Source organism: Cupriavidus sp. 2TAF22 (assembly GCF_052115045.1).
Lineage (GTDB): Bacteria > Pseudomonadota > Gammaproteobacteria > Burkholderiales > Burkholderiaceae > Cupriavidus.
The window spans coordinates 77,161-94,303 of sequence record NZ_JBFRFX010000042.1; the positions used below are offsets into that span (position 1 = coordinate 77,161).

General features: G+C 64.2%; 15 protein-coding genes. 11 read left to right on the plus strand and 4 right to left on the minus strand.

Features of this window, described 5'->3' with window-relative positions; genetic code table 11:
• The first annotated feature begins 11 nt into the window (after positions 1–11).
• The 8 genes from flgE to flgL all read left to right on the plus strand — a co-directional run bounded on the left by flgE (position 12) and on the right by flgL (position 9,120).
• Positions 12–1,265: a flagellar hook protein FlgE gene (gene flgE, locus AB4Z48_RS33375; protein ID WP_441621973.1), complete on the plus strand. Its 1,254-nt coding sequence runs from the start codon at positions 12–14 to the stop codon at positions 1,263–1,265.
• Between the two features lie 41 nt (positions 1,266–1,306).
• Positions 1,307–2,050, plus strand: a complete 744-nt coding sequence (gene flgF / locus AB4Z48_RS33380) for a flagellar basal-body rod protein FlgF (RefSeq protein WP_441621975.1) — start codon at positions 1,307–1,309, stop codon at positions 2,048–2,050.
• Between the two features lie 52 nt (positions 2,051–2,102).
• Entirely contained in the window at positions 2,103–2,888 is a 786-nt protein-coding gene (gene flgG, locus AB4Z48_RS33385) for a flagellar basal-body rod protein FlgG (protein ID WP_441621977.1), read from the plus strand.
• Positions 2,885–3,568, plus strand: a complete 684-nt coding sequence (gene flgH / locus AB4Z48_RS33390; protein ID WP_441621979.1) for a flagellar basal body L-ring protein FlgH — start codon at positions 2,885–2,887, stop codon at positions 3,566–3,568. The genes flgG and flgH overlap by 4 nt, the downstream gene beginning before the upstream one ends.
• Before the next feature lie 14 nt (positions 3,569–3,582).
• Complete coding sequence (locus AB4Z48_RS33395; protein WP_441621981.1) at positions 3,583–4,716, plus strand: flagellar basal body P-ring protein FlgI; 1,134 nt, start codon at positions 3,583–3,585, stop codon at positions 4,714–4,716.
• A 2-nt stretch (positions 4,717–4,718) separates the two neighbouring features.
• Positions 4,719–5,759, plus strand: coding sequence for a flagellar assembly peptidoglycan hydrolase FlgJ (gene flgJ / locus AB4Z48_RS33400; RefSeq protein ID WP_441621983.1), 1,041 nt, complete (start codon positions 4,719–4,721; stop codon positions 5,757–5,759).
• Positions 5,760–5,939: 180 nt separating this feature from the next.
• Entirely contained in the window at positions 5,940–7,853 is a 1,914-nt protein-coding gene (flgK, locus tag AB4Z48_RS33405) for a flagellar hook-associated protein FlgK (RefSeq protein WP_441621985.1), read from the plus strand.
• Positions 7,854–7,890: 37 nt separating this feature from the next.
• Entirely contained in the window at positions 7,891–9,120 is a 1,230-nt protein-coding gene (gene flgL / locus AB4Z48_RS33410) for a flagellar hook-associated protein FlgL (RefSeq protein WP_441621987.1), read from the plus strand.
• 249 nt (positions 9,121–9,369) lie between these two features.
• Here the strand turns inward: flgL and AB4Z48_RS33415 are convergent, their stop codons facing one another.
• The 3 genes from AB4Z48_RS33415 to AB4Z48_RS33425 form a co-directional block, all read right to left on the minus strand.
• Entirely contained in the window at positions 9,370–11,556 is a 2,187-nt protein-coding gene (locus AB4Z48_RS33415; protein WP_441621989.1) for a molybdopterin cofactor-binding domain-containing protein, read from the minus strand.
• A complete protein-coding gene (locus AB4Z48_RS33420; protein WP_441621991.1) occupies positions 11,553–12,023 on the minus strand; it encodes a (2Fe-2S)-binding protein in 471 nt (156 codons plus the stop codon). The genes AB4Z48_RS33415 and AB4Z48_RS33420 overlap by 4 nt, the downstream gene beginning before the upstream one ends.
• Positions 12,024–13,077: 1,054 nt before the next feature.
• Positions 13,078–13,257 carry a DUF6884 domain-containing protein gene (locus tag AB4Z48_RS33425; protein WP_441621993.1) on the minus strand — a complete coding sequence of 60 codons (180 nt, stop codon included), beginning with the start codon at positions 13,255–13,257 and terminating at the stop codon, positions 13,078–13,080.
• A gap of 234 nt (positions 13,258–13,491) precedes the next feature.
• Here AB4Z48_RS33425 and AB4Z48_RS33430 point away from each other — a divergent pair, with 234 nt between their 5' ends.
• Positions 13,492–14,562, plus strand: a complete 1,071-nt coding sequence (locus AB4Z48_RS33430; protein WP_441621995.1) for a GlxA family transcriptional regulator — start codon at positions 13,492–13,494, stop codon at positions 14,560–14,562.
• Here the strand turns inward: AB4Z48_RS33430 and AB4Z48_RS33435 are convergent.
• The gene (locus tag AB4Z48_RS33435; RefSeq protein ID WP_441621997.1) at positions 14,462–15,106 is read right to left on the minus strand and encodes a mismatch-specific DNA-glycosylase; all 645 of its coding nucleotides are present in this window, start codon (positions 15,104–15,106) and stop codon (positions 14,462–14,464) included. The two genes, AB4Z48_RS33430 and AB4Z48_RS33435, sit on opposite strands and share 101 nt — an antisense overlap.
• Positions 15,107–15,374: 268 nt before the next feature.
• Between AB4Z48_RS33435 and AB4Z48_RS33440 the strand changes: the two genes are divergently transcribed.
• Together AB4Z48_RS33440 and AB4Z48_RS33445 are read left to right on the plus strand one after the other, a co-directional pair.
• The gene (locus tag AB4Z48_RS33440) at positions 15,375–16,349 is read left to right on the plus strand and encodes a Bug family tripartite tricarboxylate transporter substrate binding protein (protein ID WP_441621999.1); all 975 of its coding nucleotides are present in this window, start codon (positions 15,375–15,377) and stop codon (positions 16,347–16,349) included.
• Positions 16,350–16,588: 239 nt separating this feature from the next.
• A partial coding sequence (locus tag AB4Z48_RS33445; RefSeq protein WP_441622001.1) for an aldolase occupies positions 16,589–17,143 on the plus strand: 555 nt, incomplete at its 3' end.

Sequence of the window (17,143 nt, forward strand, 5' to 3'; positions counted from 1 at the left end):
AGGGGAACATCATGGGTTTCGGTCAAGGGGTAAGCGGCATCAACGCCGCGGCATCCAACCTGGACGTCATCGGCAACAACATCGCCAACGCCAATACCGTCGGCTACAAGCAATCGACGGCGCAGTTCGCCGACGTGTACGCGGGCACCAAGATTGGCCTGGGCGTGACGGTGAACTCGGTGGTGCAGTCGTTCAACCAGGGCAATATCGAGTCGAGCGGCAGCTCGCTCGACGTGGCGATCACCAACGGCAACGGCTTCTTCCGCCTGACCGACGCCACAGGTTCGGTCTTCTACTCGCGCAATGGCCAGTTCTCGCGCCAGCCCGACGGCAGCATCACCAATGCGCAGGGCCTGGCGGTGACCGGCTACCCGGCCGGCACGATCGGCGGCGGCGCGGTGCAGCCGCAGCCGCTGGTGGTGCCCAGCACCACCATGGCGGCCAAGGCCACCACCACGCTGGCCTCGTCGTTCAACCTGGATTCCGGCAGCAAGGTTCCGGTCACGCCGTTCGTCAGCACCGGCCCGCTCCCCGGACCGCCCCCGGTGCCGGCCTCGCTGCCGACTTCGAGCATGTTCAACTACAGCACCGGCGTGACGGTGTATGACTCGCTGGGCAATGCCCGCCAGCTGACCGCGTACTTCTCGACGGGTACGCCGGGCGCCGGCACGCAGCCGGGCGGCACCGACTGGACCATGCACCTGACCGATGCGGCAGGCAACGTCGTCAACACCACCACGATGCAGTTCAGCTCGAACGGCAACCTGGTGTCGCCGGCGCCTGGCGCCACCACCAACATCGCCATGCCCGCCTCCAACGGCGCCGCCGCGATGGCCATCGCCATGGACCTGACCGGCACCACGCAGTTCGCCGGCGCCAGCGATACCAAGCCGCCGGTGCAGGATGGCTATGCGGCGGGCAGCCTGCTGGGCTTCGCCATCCAGCCGGACGGCACCATCCTGGGCAGCTACTCCAATCAGAAGACCCAGGCACTGGGCCAGGTCGTGATGGCGGGCTTCGGCAACCCCGAAGGCCTCAAGCCCGAAGGCAGCAATGTGTGGTCGGCGACCGGCGCGTCGGGCCAGCCGGTGGTCGGCGCGCCCGGCGGCAGCCTGGGCACGCTCAAGTCCAACGCGGTCGAAGCCTCCAACGTGGACCTCTCGGGCCAGCTGGTGAGCCTGATCGTGGCGCAGCGCAACTACCAGGCCAACGCGCAGACCATCAAGGCACAGGACACGGTCATGCAGACCCTGGTCAACCTGTAATGCACGTCGTCGGCAAGCAAGGCCGGAACTGAGGAAACGCAATGGACCGCTTGATCTATACCGCCCTGTCGGGGGCCAAGCAGACGCTTGACCAGCAGGCCGCGGTATCCAACAACCTGGCCAATGCCTCCACGCCGGCCTTCCGCGCGCAGGTCAACATGTTCCGCGCGGTGCCGGTGGTGGGCAATGCCTCGCCGACCCGCGCCTTCACGCTGGCTTCCACGCCGGGCGCTGACATGAAGGCCGGGCCGCTGACCTACACCGAGCGTCCGCTGGACGTGGCGCTGCAGGGCAATGGCTGGCTGACCGTGCAGGCGCCCGACGGCAGCGAGGCCTACACCCGCGCAGGTTCGCTGCAGGTGTCGGCCGAAGGCCAGCTGCTGACCAGCACCGGCTTGCCGGTGATGGGCGACGGCGGCCCGATCGCGGTGCCGCCCGGGTCGACGGTCAGCATCGGCAGCGATGGCGCCATCACCGCGCGCGGCCCCGGCGATGCCGCGCAAGGCCTTGCGCAGGTTGGCAAGCTGCGCCTGGTGAACCCGCCGCCGGAGTCGATCGCCCGCGGCGACGACGGCCTGTTCCGCCTGCGCCCCGGCGCGCAGCCGCTGCAGCAGGACGCGAACGTACGCGTGGTTTCCGGCGCGCTTGAAGGCAGCAACGTGAACCCGGTGGAAGCCATGGTCGACATGATCGCCAACGCGCGCCGCTTCGAGATGCAGATGAAGATGATCCAGGGCGCGGACACCAACGACCAGCGCGCCAACCAGCTGCTCTCGAACAACTGAATTTCTTGAATTGATGCGCCGTCGCACCATGCGGCGGCCTGTGAGGACAAACATGATCCGCTCTCTCTGGATTGCCAAGACCGGCCTCGATGCGCAGCAGACGCAGATGGACGTGATCTCGAACAACCTGGCCAACGTGTCGACCAACGGCTTCAAGCGCGGCCGCGCCGTGTTCGAGGAACTGATGTACCAGACCGTGCGCCAGCCGGGCGCGCTGTCGTCGGACCAGACCACGCTGCCCTCGGGCCTGCAGCTGGGCACCGGCGTGCGCCCCGTGGCCACCGAGCGCATCCACACCCAGGGCAATCCGCAGCAGACCGGCAACAGCAAGGACGTGGCCGTGATCGGCCAGGGCTTCTTCCAGGTCACGCTGCCCGACGGCACCACCGCCTACACGCGCGACGGCTCGTTCCAGACCGACCCGAACGGCCAGCTGGTGACCTCCAGCGGCTTCGTGGTCCAGCCCGCCATCACGCTGCCGGCCAACTACACCACGCTCACCGTGGGGCGCGACGGCACGGTCTCGGTCACGCAGCCGGGCTCGAGCAACAACGTGCAGGTCGGCCAGCTGCAACTGGCTACCTTCGCCAATCCGGCCGGACTGGAAAGCCTGGGCGAGAACCTGTACGTGCAGACCGACGCATCGGGCGCGCCCAACACCACCGTGCCCGGCCTGAACGGCGCCGGCACGCTGCAGCAGAACTACGTGGAAGCCTCCAACGTGAACGTGGTCGAAGAGCTGGTCAGCATGATCCAGACCCAGCGCGCCTACGAGATCAACAGCAAGGCAGTGCAGACGTCCGACCAGATGCTGCAGCGCCTCACCCAGCTCGGATGATCATGATTGCCTCGTTGACCCGCTTGGGCGCGCTCGCCCTGTGCTGCCTCGCGACCGGTTGCGCGATGATGCCGCGCGAGCCGCTGGTCCAGCTTCCCACCACCGCGCGGGCGGAACCGCGCGCATTGGGACCGGCGAGCGGATCGATTTTCCAGGGGTCGTACGCAGGCAATCCGCTGTTCGAGGATCGCCGTCCGCGCAACGTGGGCGACATCCTCACCATCGTGATCAGCGAAAACGTCAACGCCAGCAAGAATTCCGGCACCAACGCCAGCCGCACGTCCAACAGCGCGCTGGCATTCGATGCCGTGCCCAAGGCGCTCGGTGGCTTGTTCAGCAGCAGCCAGAACGCCACCATGAGCGGTGCCAACGCCCTCAAGGCCAGCGGCGGCGCGACCGCCGCCAACACCTTCAGCGGCACCATCACCGTGACCGTGCTGGAAGTGCTGCCCAACGGCAACCTGGTGGTGTCCGGCGAAAAGCAGATGGCCATCAACCAGGGCGCGGAGTTCATCCGCTTCTCGGGCGTGGTCAATCCGCGCACGATCACAGGCGACAACGCGGTCCCGTCCACCCAGGTGGCGGACGCGCGCATCGAATACACCGCCAAGGGCTATATCGACGAAACGCAGAACATGGGCTGGCTGCAGCGTTTCTTCCTCAACGTTTCACCGTACTGATGGCAGATTGCATCATGTTCCCGTCTTCGCTCCCTGTCTTGCGCCGCCGCTTCGTCCGCGCTCTCTTCCTCGCGCTGACGCTGGGCCTGCTGTCAGGCGCGGCGCATGCGGAACGGTTGAAGAACCTGGCTACCTTCCAGGGCGTGCGGGACAATCCGCTGGTCGGCTACGGCCTGGTGGTCGGGCTGGACAGCACCGGCGACCAGACCATGCAGACGCCGTTCACCACGCAGAGCCTGACCAATATGCTCTCGCAGCTCGGCATCACGCTGCCGGCCGGCAAGAACATGCAGCTCAAGAACGTGGCGGCGGTGATGGTGACGGCGACGCTGCCGCCGTTCGCGCAGCCCGGCACCCAGCTCGACGTGGTGGTGTCGTCGATGGGTAACGCCAAGAGCCTGCGCGGCGGCACCTTGCTGATGACGCCGCTCAAGGGGGCCGATGGCCAGGTCTATGCCATCGCGCAGGGCAACATGCTGGTGGGTGGCGCGGGTGCGTCGGCCAACGGCAGCAAGGTGCAGGTCAACCAGCTGGCGGTGGGCCGCATCGCCAACGGCGGTATCGTCGAACGCGCCGTGCCGGCCTTCCAGCCCGAAGGCGGCCTGCTGAACATCGAACTGCGTGAAACCGACTACGGCACCGCGGAACGCGTGGTCGAGGCCATCAACCGCAACATGGGCGGCGGCGTGGCCACCGCGCTGGACGGGCGCGTAGTGCAGGTGCGCACGCCGCAGGGTTCCTCCGCGCGAGTGGGTTTCATGGCGCGCATCGAGAACATCGAGGTCACGCGCGCCAAGGCCGCGGCCAAGGTCATCCTCAACGCACGCACCGGCTCGATCGTCATGAACCAGGCCGTCACCGTGGAAGACTGCGCCGTCGCGCACGGCAATCTCTCCGTGGTCATCAACACCCAGCCGGTGATCAGCCAGCCGGCGCCGTTCAGCGGCGGCCAGACCGTGGTGGCGCCGGTGTCGCAGATCGACCTGAAGCAGCAGGCCGGTTCGCTGCAGATCGTGAAGGCGGGCGCCTCGCTGGCGGCGGTGGTCAAGGGCCTCAATTCGCTGGGCGCGACCCCGGCCGACCTGCAGACCATCCTGGAAGCCATGCGCGCGGCCGGCGCGCTGCGCGCGGACCTCGAGATCATCTGACCATGTCCGCCAGCCGACTGGCCGCGCAGGCCGAACTCTCGCAACGCTTTGCCCTGGACACCCAGGGTTTCGAGGGACTCAAGCAGAGCGCCCGCACCGGGGCCGGACCCGAGACGCTGCGCACCGCGGCCCGCCAGTTCGAGGCCGTGTTCACGCAGATGGTGCTCAAGAGCATGCGCGACGCCACGCCGCAGGAGGGCCTGTTCGACAATGAGCAGACCAAGCTCTACATGTCGATGATGGACCAGCAGCTCTCGCAGCAGATGTCCAGCCGCGGCATCGGCCTGGCGGACGTGATGGTACGCCAGCTGGCGCGGGCCAGCGGCGCGGCGGTGCCGCCCGAGCTTGCCGGCAGCGCCGGGGCCGCGGCGGCAAGGCAGGCGTCGCTGCAGGCCGGCATGGACGACGCCGCTCCCGGCCTGGCCGGCGCGCTCGACATGCGCAACGGCGACGGCGACACGCCGCGCGCCGGCAGCGTGGTGGCCGGCCCCAGCTGGAACCCGACCGCCGGGCTGCGCCAATACCAGGGCCAGGCCCAGGACACCGGCGCCTGGCAGGGCAACGGCCCGGCGCTGCCGGAAGACACGCCGGCCCATATCAGCGCCTTCGTCTCGCGCATGGCGGGGCCCGCCATGTCCGCCTCGCGCGCCACCGGCGTGCCGGCCAAGCTGATCCTTGGCCAGGCCGCGCTCGAATCCGGCTGGGGCCGGCGCGAGATCGCGCATCCGGACGGCAGCACCACCTTCAACGTGTTCGGCGTCAAGGCCGGGGCGAACTGGAAGGGCGCCGTCGCGGAAATCACCACCACCGAATACGTCGACGGCCAGCCGCAGAAGGTGCGCGCGCGCTTTCGCGCCTATGGTTCGTACGACGAAGCGTTTGCCGACTACGGACGCCTGCTGAGCAACAACCCGCGCTATGCCGAGGTGCTGGCCGCGGGCAACCCGGACGACGCCGCGCGCGGCTTGCAGCGGGCCGGCTACGCCACCGATCCGGCTTACGGCGAGAAGCTCGTGCGGATCATGCGCAAGGTCCCGGTCTGAGCCGTCGGGCCGGCCGCGGCGGGCAAATATTCGGCCGCCGCGCTCTAAAGTCTGTTTGCCTTTTTGCCGTTACTTACACCATTCACCGCCGTCGGTCCTCGCAGCGGCGAACTGGCACCGGCTCCGGTGCGCGGATCGCCCGGCCAGGCGCACGGCAGCCACCAGACGCGGAGCTAGAGCATGTCTCTCTTCAATATCGGACTTTCCGGCCTGAACACGGCGCAGAACGCGCTGACCACGGTTGGCCACAATCTCAGCAATGCGGCCACCACGGGCTACACCCGCCAGAACACCATCATCGCATCGGCCGGCGGCCAGTACACCAGCGCCGGCTTCTACGGCCAGGGCTCGAATGCCACCTCGGTGGTCCGCGTCTATGACGAATTCCTGACCAACCAGCTGCGCGGTGCCCAGACCGCCAGCGCGCAGCTCTCCACCTACTCCGACCAGATCGGCCAGATCGACAACCTGCTGGCCGACCAGAAGGGTGGCCTGGCGCCGCTGATGCAGAAGTTCTTCGCCGCCGTGCAGGGCGTGTCCGATACGCCGGCCGACCCCGCCGCGCGCCAGAACCTGCTCAACGCCGGCCAGTCGCTGACGGGCCAGATGCGGGCCGCCAACGCGTATTTCCAGCAGTTGCGCGACGGTGTCAACAGCCAGCTGCAAAGCTCGGTGACGCAGATCAACGCGTTCTCCCAGCAGATCGCCAAGCTCAACACCCAGATCACGCAGGCGACCGCGGCCGGCGCCGGCCAGCCTCCCAACGACCTGCTCGACCAGCGTGACCAGTTGGTCTCGCAACTGACCCAGATCGTCGGCGTCAAGGTGGTGCCGCAGGACGGCACCTACAATGTCTTCGCCGGCAACGGCCAGGCGCTGGTGATGGGCTCCAGCTCGTACGACCTGAAGGCAGTCGCCTCGGCCGACGACCCTTCGCGTACCACCATCGCGTACACGCAAGCCAACGGCAATGCGTATGAGATGGATGAGAGCTCGCTCACGGGCGGCTCCGTCGGTGGCCTGCTGAAGTTCCGCAGCGAGACCCTGGACTCGGCGCAGAACGCCATCGGCCGCCTGTCGGTGACGCTGGCGCAGACCTTCAACGACCAGCACAAGCTTGGCGTGGACCTGACCGGGCAGATCGGCGGCAACCTGTTCACGCTGGGCACGCCCGCGGTGATCGCCAAGACCACCAACACAGGCGCCTCCGCGGTCTCGGCGACCATCAGCAATACGTCCCAGCTCACCACCAGCGACTACACCCTGTCGTTCGACGGCACCAACTACAACCTGGTGCGCGCGTCCGACAGCAAGGTCGTGGCCAGCCAGGCCGGCGCCACCGCTATCTACCCGCTGACGCTGTCGGCGGATGGCGTGGACGTCAATATCCCGACCGCGATGTCGACCAACGATTCGTTCCAGATCCAGCCGACCCGCAACGTGGCCGCGGCAATGGACATGGCGATCACCGATCCGGCCAAGATTGCTGCCGCGGGTCCGCTGCGCGCCAGCACCGGCGCCACCAACACCGGCACCGGCACCGTCAAGGTCAGCAACGTCGCGGCGGGCTTCAGCCTGCCCGCCACCACCATCACCGCGAAGTACACCGCCGCCGGCTACGTCTTCACCGACGCCGCCGGTGCCGCGGTCGTGCCGACCACCGGCCCGACCCCCAACGGCGCCGCAACGGATTTCTCGTTCAACGGCATCACCGTGAGCTTCGCCGGCACGCCTGCCGTGAACGACACCTTCACCCTGGCGCCCAACCTCGGCGGCGTGTCCGACAATGGCAACGCCTTGACGCTGGCCAAGCTGCAGAACGTCAAGACCATCGGCGGTGTCTCCAGCTACAACGATGCCTTTGCCCAGCTGGTCAACGACGTCGGCAGCCGTGCCAAGTCGGTGCAGATCGCATCGACGTCGCAAGACAGCGTCACCACGCAGGTCACCACCGCACAGCAGAGCGTGTCGGGCGTGAACATGGATGAGGAAACCGTGTCGATGCTGCGCTTCCAGCAGCTCTACCAGGCCAACGCCAAGGTGATCCAGACCGCCACCAACCTGTTCGATACCATCATCGGCATCGGCAACTGATCGTCCAGCAGACCCGGATCCCAGGAAAGGAACAGACATGCGCGTCGCAAGCTCAACGCTTTACCAGCTCGGCCTGGCCTCGATGAACAGCCAGCAAGGCTCCCTGCTGCATGTGCAGCAGCAACTCGGCACCGGCCGCCGCATCCTCACGCCGTCGGACGATCCCGTCGGCGCCACCCGCGCCCTGACCGTCGCACAGTCGAGCGCGGTCAACGACCAGTACACCACGTCGCGCAAGCAGGCTACCAACAACCTGTCGATGGAGCTGAACTCCCTCAACAGCGTCGTCACCACGATCCAGAATATCCAGACGCTGGTGGTGCAGGGCGGCAACGGCACCATGAGCGACGCCGACCGCGCCTCCGTGGCATCGTCGCTGCAAGACGCCTACAACCAGTTGCTGGGCACGGCCAACGCCGACGACGGCAACGGCCAGTTCATGTTCGCGGGCTACCAGTCGTCGACGCCGCCGTTCTCCAAGAACAGCCTCGGCGCGGTGCAATACACCGGCGACACGGGCCAGCAATTGCTGCAGGTCGACGTGTCGCGCCAGATGCCGACCAACGACAACGGCTACGCCATTTTCATGAGCGTGCAGAACACCGCAAGCTATGTGGCCTCCGCGGGCGCGGGCAACACCGGCACGGCCACCTTCAGCGCGGTCACGGTCGCCGACCCGACCAATGCGCTGTACGGCCATGCCCTGTCGATCAATTTCGCCGCCGATCCCACCACCGGCGCGATGCAATACCAGGTGGTCGACAACAGCGCCACCCCGCCGGCCGCGGTCGGCACTCCTGTCGCCTATACCGACGATGCCGGCATCCAGATCGGCGGTCTTTCGCTGTCGATCAAGGGCACGCCCAACAGCGGCGACATCGTCAACCTGCAGCCCGCGCAGCAGGCCGGCACCGATATCTTCGCCAACCTGCAGAGCGTCATCGCCGCGCTGAAGAAGCCCATGGTCACCGACGCGGACCGCGCCTCGCTGACCAACGCGCTGGCGACCGCCAACCGCAAGATGGCCAACTCGCTCGACAACGTCAGCACGGTACAGTCCTCGGCAGGCTCCCGCCTGCAGGAACTCGATGCGCTCAACACCATCGGCTCCAACCGCTCGCTGAACTACACGCAGACCCTGTCCGGCCTGCAGGACCTGGACTACTACTCCGCAATCCCCGAGTACTACCAGCGCCAGACTGCGCTGCAGGCCGCCCAGCAGTCGTTCATGCAGATCCAGGGGATGAATCTGTTCAAGTACTTGTAAGGCGGGGGAGTGCCAGGCTGATTGGTTGTTCTGAGTCTAGTCAATAAAACTGGGCAAATCAGGGGGGTAAAGTTGAACATAGGGCGACTCAACTTACCCTGAGCCGCCTGTTGCACGCATCCTCGAGTTGTGCTGCTCGAAGCGTACCGCAAGGGAGGAGAATCTCCCAGACCGCTCCCGCCCCCAGACTATTCCTTCTTCGACAAAAATCGATCAGGAAGTTCGGAGGCGTGCCGCGCGGTGGCTTTGTTACCTCCAGCTCAAATCGTGACGCACGAAGGGTGTGGACCTCACGCGCTTGCCTGTTGCGTACCAGATCGCATTGGCGACCGCGGCGGGCGTCGGAGGGCCGGCCGGCTCCCCGAGGCCGCCCCACCTGTTGCCGCCGGACGATGCGAAGTGCGTTTCCACAACTGGCGCCTGCGGCATGCGCATCAGGTTGTAATTGTGGAAGTTGGTGTTCGTGAATCGTCCGTTGTTCAGCTCGAGTCCGCCGAACCAGGCGTGGGACAGCTCCCAGACGACCGAGCCCTCGGCCTGCTCCGCGCCCGCGAGTGGATTGATCACGTGGCCAGCGTCGAGAACGATGACAACCTTTTCGATCGAGAGCTCGCCGCGCTTGCTCACGCTCACCGTCGCGCAGGCGGCGGCGATGGTTCCGTAGCTGGCCACGGYCGCCACCCCCATGCCCTGGCCCTTCGGAAGATCGGTGCGGAAGCCGGCCCGCTCCTTCAAGGTGTTTAGGACGAACTGCCAATCTTCCAGCCCCTTGGTCATCTCGATGCGCCAATCAAGAGGATTCCAGCCTCCTGCGATAGCGAGTTCGTCGATAAAGCACTCCCCGATGAAGCCCATCTGATTTGCGCCGGGCGCGCGGTGGGTCGCGCTGGGGATATGCGTGGACAGGTTGTGGCGCTCGTGGTGCCTGTACGGGAACTTGTAAGGCATTGCGACCAGCGTGTTATCAGCCGTGGCAGGTCCGACGCGGTCGGCCTTGTCCTGGGTGAACCATGCAGCGCGCGTGGATAGCGCCGTCGGCAGGCCATCGTCACCGACGGAGGCGCTTAGCTGCGCGAGGACCATCGGACGCTGCTTGTCCTGTGCGATGTCTTCTTCCCGTGACCAGATCACCTTGACGGGCCGGCCCACCCGCTTGGAGAGCTCGACGGCCTGTCGCGTGACCGCGGTCCCACCCGCTCCGTTGCCGCCGAAGCCCCCACCTAGAAATGGAGTGTGTGCGTACACGATCTTGGGATCGACCTTCAATTGATCGGCCGCCAGCAACACCGCGAAGGACTGCTCCTGCGTCGGCGACCAGACGTCAACGCGGTCCTTCTGCACATGCGCCGTCGCATTGATCGGCTCCATGCGGGCATGGGTCTCGAAGGGGCGCTCGTAGGTCGCACTCACGAGCTTTTTCGAAGCGGAAATGACTTCGAGTGCCTTGGGGTCTTCCTTGGAAACCAGGCCTTTCTCGCCCAGGGCTTTGCGTCCCTCCGTCACATAGCCGGCGCTGCTCGCCATGCCGGACTCGCCAGCGTCCCAATCGAACTCGATCAGGTCGAGCGCGGTCTTGGCCTGCCACCAGCTCTCCGCCACTACGGCGACGGCGTTCTGCAGATCCGGCAGGTCACGCTTACCCGGCACCGCATTCATCTCGACTACCGCGATCACACCGGGACGGTTCTTCGCGGCTCGCGCATCGTACCGCTTAAGCGACCCCCAGGGCACTGGGCAGGCCTTGACGGCCGCGTACGCCATGCCGGGAATGCGTGTGTCGATCGCGTACTGTGCACTGCCATCGACCTTGTGTGGTATGTCCAGGCGCTGTCGCGGCTTGCCCAGCAGCGTCCACTGCGACGGCGGCTTCAGTGCCGGCGCGGCGTCCAGCTTGACGGCCGCTGCCGCGGAGGCGAACTCGGCATAAGCGCCGCGGCGAGTTCCTGCTGTCAGCACTCCGAGTTTGGCCGTGACGTCCGATCGGGGGACTCCCCACGCCTGCGCCGCTGCTTCCTTGAGACGTTCGCGCGCCGACGCGCCCGCCTGCATTAGATGTGGATGCTGCAAGCGGACAAGTTGCGATCCGCGCGTGCTCATCACGATGTATTCATTGTTGTTGCGCAGGTGGCGATTGGCATCGGCAAAGACGCAACGAATGTTGGACCAATCGACCTCAAGCTCTTCGGCGATCAGCAGTGCGACCGAGGTCATTCCGCCCTGCCCCATCTCCGTGTGCGGAACCCGGATGGTCACAATCCCTGCGGGATCGATGGTGAGCCAGGCATTGATTTCGACGCCCTGCGACGTGGCATCTGCCGGGTCCGCAACGGTGGTAGCGGCCTTGCTGGCTGGAAGGTGGAAACCGATCACGAGACCACCACCCAGTGCTGCGGTGGCCCGCAGGAAGTGGCGGCGCGGCATCGTCGCTTGCGTCATGCCTGACCTCCTGAACCGCTGGCAATTTCCGCGGCACGGTGGATGCCTTGCCGGATGCGCTGGTAGGTGCCGCAACGGCAAATGTTGCCAGCCATGGCGTTGTCGATTTCTGCATCGGTGGGCTTGGGCCGCCGCGCCAGGAGCGCCGCGGCGGACATGATCTGGCCCGACTGGCAGTAGCCGCACTGCGGAACGCCCACCTCCATCCAGGCCCGCTGCACTGGGTGGCTCTTGTCCGAGGAGAGACCTTCAATGGTCGTGATCTTCTTGCCCATGGTCGCCGAGGCGGCTGTCGAACAGGACCTGACGGGCTGTCCGTCCACAAGCACCGTGCAGGCGCCGCACGTCGCGATACCGCAGCCGTACTTAGTCCCGGTCAAGCCGACCGAATCCCGCAGCACCCACAGCAGCGGCGTTTCCGGATCGACTTCGACGCGGTGCGTCTTGTCGTTGACGACTAATGTCATAGGCACGATTCAGTCCTTTCAGTCAGTGGCTTTTAGGAAAGACCCGGTCAAACGCTTGCGATCAGACCGCCGTCGACACGGATGGTCGCTCCCGCGATGTGGCCGGCACGCACGCCGGCCGTAAGAGCGTTTCCGGTTTGAAGTAAAGTATAGGCAACAAGTTTCCTTGGTGCAACTATGTGTCCTAAACGAAACAGTGTGTCTACCATGAAACTATGTTTCCTTCGTGCGGCCATGGCAATCCGGGCCGGTAGCGCCTTAGCGAGCGCGGCGGAATCTATCCATATGCAATGAATTGCGAAGCCGCCCCGAGCCTGCACCAAAGTTTGCATATGCTGAACACCGGCCGTAGCGTGCGGCACAGTGCTATTACGGCATCGCTGACTACGAGATCAGCGGCGAGCCGTGCCGCTTGAGTGCGGCGTTCAGACATCGATTTGTATCACCGCCCCCAAAGGGCCACGGCGTGAGTCGTGGACTTTTTCCTGTGTCCCCGCTGTGTCACGCCTTGTGGCTCAGCCGGGTCTCGTAGAGATGCATAGGATCCCCGAATCCAGGCTCGTTTGACGTAAGGAGGGCGGGTGGACGATTTGATGATCAGACTCGGCACCGCCGAAGATTCCAAATGGTCAGCGGTCAACCGTGCACGAATCTGGCCGCGCGCTCATTGCGCCCGAGCGTGTGGCCGATTACTGATCGATTTTGGCCAAAAACTAGGCTGACAGTGAGTCGCCCTGTCGGTATGTTGTGTCGCACGGCCTGCCCTCGCGCCAGGTGTCGTATCGAATTGCTACTTTGCCTTGGTGGACCCCGACCATTTGAAACTGGCACTGCTCGCCGACCTCAGCTATCCGTACATCCTATGTCGATGCCCGGAAACAGACGCCGATGTACTTGTTCTTGCAGGAGACATCTTTGGAAGTAGCGCGCTTGGGGCGAAGTTCATCCACTATCCGCCGGGTTCCGGTGATCCCGATCGTAGACGGGGGACACACGCAGGCGGGTGTAGGACGAGCGGATGGCTGTGCCATAGCCTGGATCGGCATACATCTAGTCAAGGAGCAATGATGCGGTCGGGTGGCATGAAGCCGTGCTCTGCGGACAGGATTACGACACTTGGCGGTGCGTCGGCCTTCGCGTGCTTTGCCAGTGTTGTGTACATCACGCCGCGGTAAAGATCGATGGCCTTGGCAGGATGATCGAGTTTGGTCTCGCAGCAAGCGAGAAGGACCAATGGGCGGGCCGAAGACGTTTAGATGGAGCGAGGGGATATTGGGAAAAGATCTTTATGCGGCGCTTACGGATGGGTTGAATTCTCGTCAAGCGTCCCAACGGTGCCATGAACTCGCATCGTACAAGGCTCTCAATTTTTGAAAGAATGCATCTCAAAATCCGCCTCTAATCTCTTTTGCAGCAAGCGCGTACCATCCCTCTCACCGAGGCATTGCCCAGATTGACGTAAATGCAGATGAAAGTCGCTCTTGTTGTAGTTGATGGTGTTCAGGCGCTGGACGTCGCCGGGCCAATGGACGTGTTTGCGGAGGCCAATCTATTGCTACCGCAGCACAAGCGCTATGAGGTCACTCTCGTGGGGGTGCGTCCGCGCAGCGTCACCTGCTCGAACGGCATGCACATCAGCGTGCCGGTTGACTATCGCAACTATCACGACGACTGTGATCTTCTGTTAGTGTCAGGGGGGCCGCGCGCGCCGGGTATGCATCCCGATCAGGAATTCCTTTCCTGGCTTCATGACAAGGCATTGACCACGCAGAGGTTCGGCGCAGTCTGTAACGGGGTGTTCTTGCTGGCCCATGCCGGCCTGCTCGATGGTCGCGAAGTTACTGCCCACTGGTCCGATACCAAGCGGCTGCAGGAATATTTCCCGCGAGCCTTCGTGCGGCCAGACAAGATCTTCGTACGTGATGGCAACCTGTTCACGTGCGGAGGCGTTACCGCGGGCATCGACCTTTGTCTTGCACTCGTTGCCGAGGATTTTGGCCACGCGCTCGCGGTAAAGGTCGCAAAGCGCTTGATCGTCTATATCCGACGCGATGGCGGCCAATCGCAGTACAGCCCCTATCTAGCGGTTGGGCCCGAAGAAGACTCTATTGTCAGCCGCGCTCATCGCTACATTAACGATCATATTGCCGAGGCATTTTCGATTGAGGAGCTGGCGGACGCCGTCGGTGTGAGTCGCCGGACGTTTAGCCGCACGTTCGCAAAGCACGCAAAAGTATCGCCCTCCGTCTTTGTAGAACAGGTACGCGTGGATTTTGCTCGGAAGCTGCTTGAGCAGACCGATGTGCCGCTCAAAACCATCGCGTTTCGGAGTGGGTTCCATAGCTCGACTCATATGCGGATGATCTTCACCCGACGGCTCAATATCACCCCCAAGGACTATCGCCAGCGGCTCCAAGAAACCGAAGACGGTGCGCAGGTCAGTCTGGAACACGATAGTGCAACCGTGAATATCGTCGTCCCCAATGCACCACATCGTGGGGGATCGCAACATCGCCAGGTAGCCACGGTGACCCATTAGCCTGGTCGTCCGCGGATGGCGAGGCGAAACTCGGCGTACACGTCGACGAGATCAGTGAGGTTGAAGCCGCGGTTTCGTCCGCTCGGGTTGGGCAGAATCCAGGCCTTTGAGGAGCCAAGCCTCTACGCGGCGGGCCACAACTGACGACCTTCTGGCTACGCATGGATGCATAGGCCGCCTTGCCCAGAAAGGCGACGTACTTTGGTTGGTATCGTTCGAGCCACCGAATCAGATGCCCGGACGCCTCGGCATATTCGTCAGCGGCAAGTTCAATGGCGCTTGCAGTGGGCCTGCACACTACGGTCGCCAAACCAAATCCGAATGCTCGAAGCTCGCCGCATTCCGCAGGCCGCAACTCACGGTCAGTGAATCCGGCCAGATGCGTTGCCTTCCGGGAGCGATTGTCCCTACCTTCGAAGTGGTACCCGGACGCTGCAGCTCGCAATCCGGGATTCAGCCCCCAAAAAACCGCCACTAGATCTGGCCCGATGACGTCCCGCAACGGCGGTTCATCCGCAATGGCTTGCGCCGAAATAGTCGCCATCAACGAAGCCGCCGCCGCTAGCCTGCTTGAGGACTTGGTCGGTTGCTGCGGATTTATGGAGCGCGCCGGGGATTACCGACCTGGCACGAGAGGGGCGGGAGGCTCGTCAACTATGGAGACGGGAAGATAGTACCGGGGCAGCCCGCACATCATGGTGGCGCATCCTTCTCCAATGACACGAATTTCCTCGTTGACACCTGGTATCCCACATGACACCATGTGTCCTACGCGGCGTCACAGCCGTAACCTACGTGATGGGGGAGCAAGGATGAAAACGAGCCGATGGATTGCCGTTGCCGCGGCATGCCTGCTGGCCATGCGGTTGGCGCATGCGCATGGATTTCCGGATAAGCCATTACGGCTGATCGTGCCATTCGGCGCCGGTGGCATCAACGATTACGTGGCGCGTATGGTGGGTCAGGGGCTTAGCAAGGAACTGGGCCAACCGGTGCTGGTGGAGAACCGGCCTGGCGCCGGCGGCGTGGTTGCTGCGCAAGTTGCTGCGAGGGCGATGCGGGACGGTTATACGTTGTTCTTGGGTACCGTGGGTACGCAGATCGTCAATCCGCTGATCCTTCCCAAGGGGAGTCTGCCATATGCACCGGATACGCAATTTGCCCCCTTGGGTATGGTATCGAAATCGCCGTATGTGCTAGCGGTCAGCACGAACCTGCCGGTCACCACGTTCGAGTCGTTCCTCGCATATGCGAAAAAGCATCCGGGGGAATTGAACTTCGGTTCGGCGGGTTACGCCAGCGCGCCATATTTAGGCATGGAGTTGTTGAACTACCTGGCCGGGCTAAAGATCACGCACATACCGTACAAGAGCGGTGCTGAGGCGATCAATGCGGCGATCGGCGGTCAGGTCTCGGTGGTCTTGGACGCTCTGCCGGTGCTGGGTCCGCACATCGCCTCGGGCAAGCTACGTGCCCTCGTCCTGGCGTCGTCGGCCAGGTCGCCGGTGCAACCGCAACTGAGGACCAATCAGGAAGCCGGATTGCCGACATTCGAGTCTAACTCCTGGAGCGCGCTATACGTGCCCAGCGGAACGCCCACGGCCGCGATCACTCGGCTCTCGGAGGCGTTACGCGCCGTGCTGGGGCAGGCAGAACTGCGCCAGCGGATGGCCGCACAGGGCACCGAACTCTTTACGGGTGGAACACAGGAGTACGACGCCTTCATGCAGGAAGAAAGGAAGAAATGGATCAGGGTCGTTGCTGCAGCGAATATCCGGAGCGAATGATGATGACTGCGTGTCCTCGAGGCGCATTTCCGGCAGCGGTCGTTCCTGGTCGGCGAAGCAGCCCACCATCGCGGATGTCGCTCTGTTTCCTTACACCTACATGGCGGAAATGGGCGGCTATTCRCTGCAASCCTACCCGCACATCCGGCAGTGGCGGCTCKATYRCATGGTGGCATTGGATGGTTTCCARTCCTTGCTCGCCGCAGCACCGAATCTAGCAACACATAAGGAGGCCGAAAATGGCTGACAGCCTGAATCTCAAGAAAGATGTCCTGATGTCYCGTGCGCACGAGGAAATGCAGCGCAAGCTGGCGGTGCCCGAACGTACACTGCGGGAGAAGACTGCTCTGACCTGCCGTATCCTGTTCGAGCACGGCCACGATTCAGGCCTCGCGGGGCAGATCACCGCGCGCGGGGAGGCGCCCGGCACTTACTACACTCAGCAACTTGGCTTGGGCCTCGATGAAATCGAGACCGAGAACCTGCTGCTGGTCGACGAAGACCTGCGCGTTATCGARGGTGTCGGCATGCCGAGTCCGGCTAACCGTTTCCATACGTGGATTTACGGTGCACGCCCGGACGTCAACTGCATTGTTCACACCCACCCCTTCCATGCCGCTACGCTGGCGATGCTGGAAGTGCCCTTGATCATCTCGCACATGGACACGTGCGTGCTCTATGACGACTGCGCTTTCCTGCCGAAATGGCCGGGCGTTCCGGTGGGTAACGAGGAGGGGGAGATCATTTCGGCGGCCCTAGGCGACAAGCGCGCCATCCTGTTGGCGCATCACGGT

Bases quoted from the DNA above. Each gene is read 5' to 3' on its own strand.
- flgE (WP_441621973.1), top strand. From the start codon at position 12: ATGGGTTTCGGTCAAGGGGTAAGCGGCATCAACGCCGCGGCATCCAAC.
- flgF (WP_441621975.1), top strand. From the start codon at position 1,307: ATGGACCGCTTGATCTATACCGCCCTGTCGGGGGCCAAGCAGACGCTT.
- flgG (WP_441621977.1), top strand. From the start codon at position 2,103: ATGATCCGCTCTCTCTGGATTGCCAAGACCGGCCTCGATGCGCAGCAG.
- flgH (WP_441621979.1), top strand. From the start codon at position 2,885: ATGATCATGATTGCCTCGTTGACCCGCTTGGGCGCGCTCGCCCTGTGC.
- AB4Z48_RS33395 (WP_441621981.1), top strand. From the start codon at position 3,583: ATGTTCCCGTCTTCGCTCCCTGTCTTGCGCCGCCGCTTCGTCCGCGCT.
- flgJ (WP_441621983.1), top strand. From the start codon at position 4,719: ATGTCCGCCAGCCGACTGGCCGCGCAGGCCGAACTCTCGCAACGCTTT.
- flgK (WP_441621985.1), top strand. From the start codon at position 5,940: ATGTCTCTCTTCAATATCGGACTTTCCGGCCTGAACACGGCGCAGAAC.
- flgL (WP_441621987.1), top strand. From the start codon at position 7,891: ATGCGCGTCGCAAGCTCAACGCTTTACCAGCTCGGCCTGGCCTCGATG.
- AB4Z48_RS33420 (WP_441621991.1), bottom strand. From the start codon at position 12,023: ATGACATTAGTCGTCAACGACAAGACGCACCGCGTCGAAGTCGATCCG.
- AB4Z48_RS33430 (WP_441621995.1), top strand. From the start codon at position 13,492: ATGAAAGTCGCTCTTGTTGTAGTTGATGGTGTTCAGGCGCTGGACGTC.
- AB4Z48_RS33435 (WP_441621997.1), bottom strand. From the start codon at position 15,106: ATGGCGACTATTTCGGCGCAAGCCATTGCGGATGAACCGCCGTTGCGG.
- AB4Z48_RS33440 (WP_441621999.1), top strand. From the start codon at position 15,375: ATGAAAACGAGCCGATGGATTGCCGTTGCCGCGGCATGCCTGCTGGCC.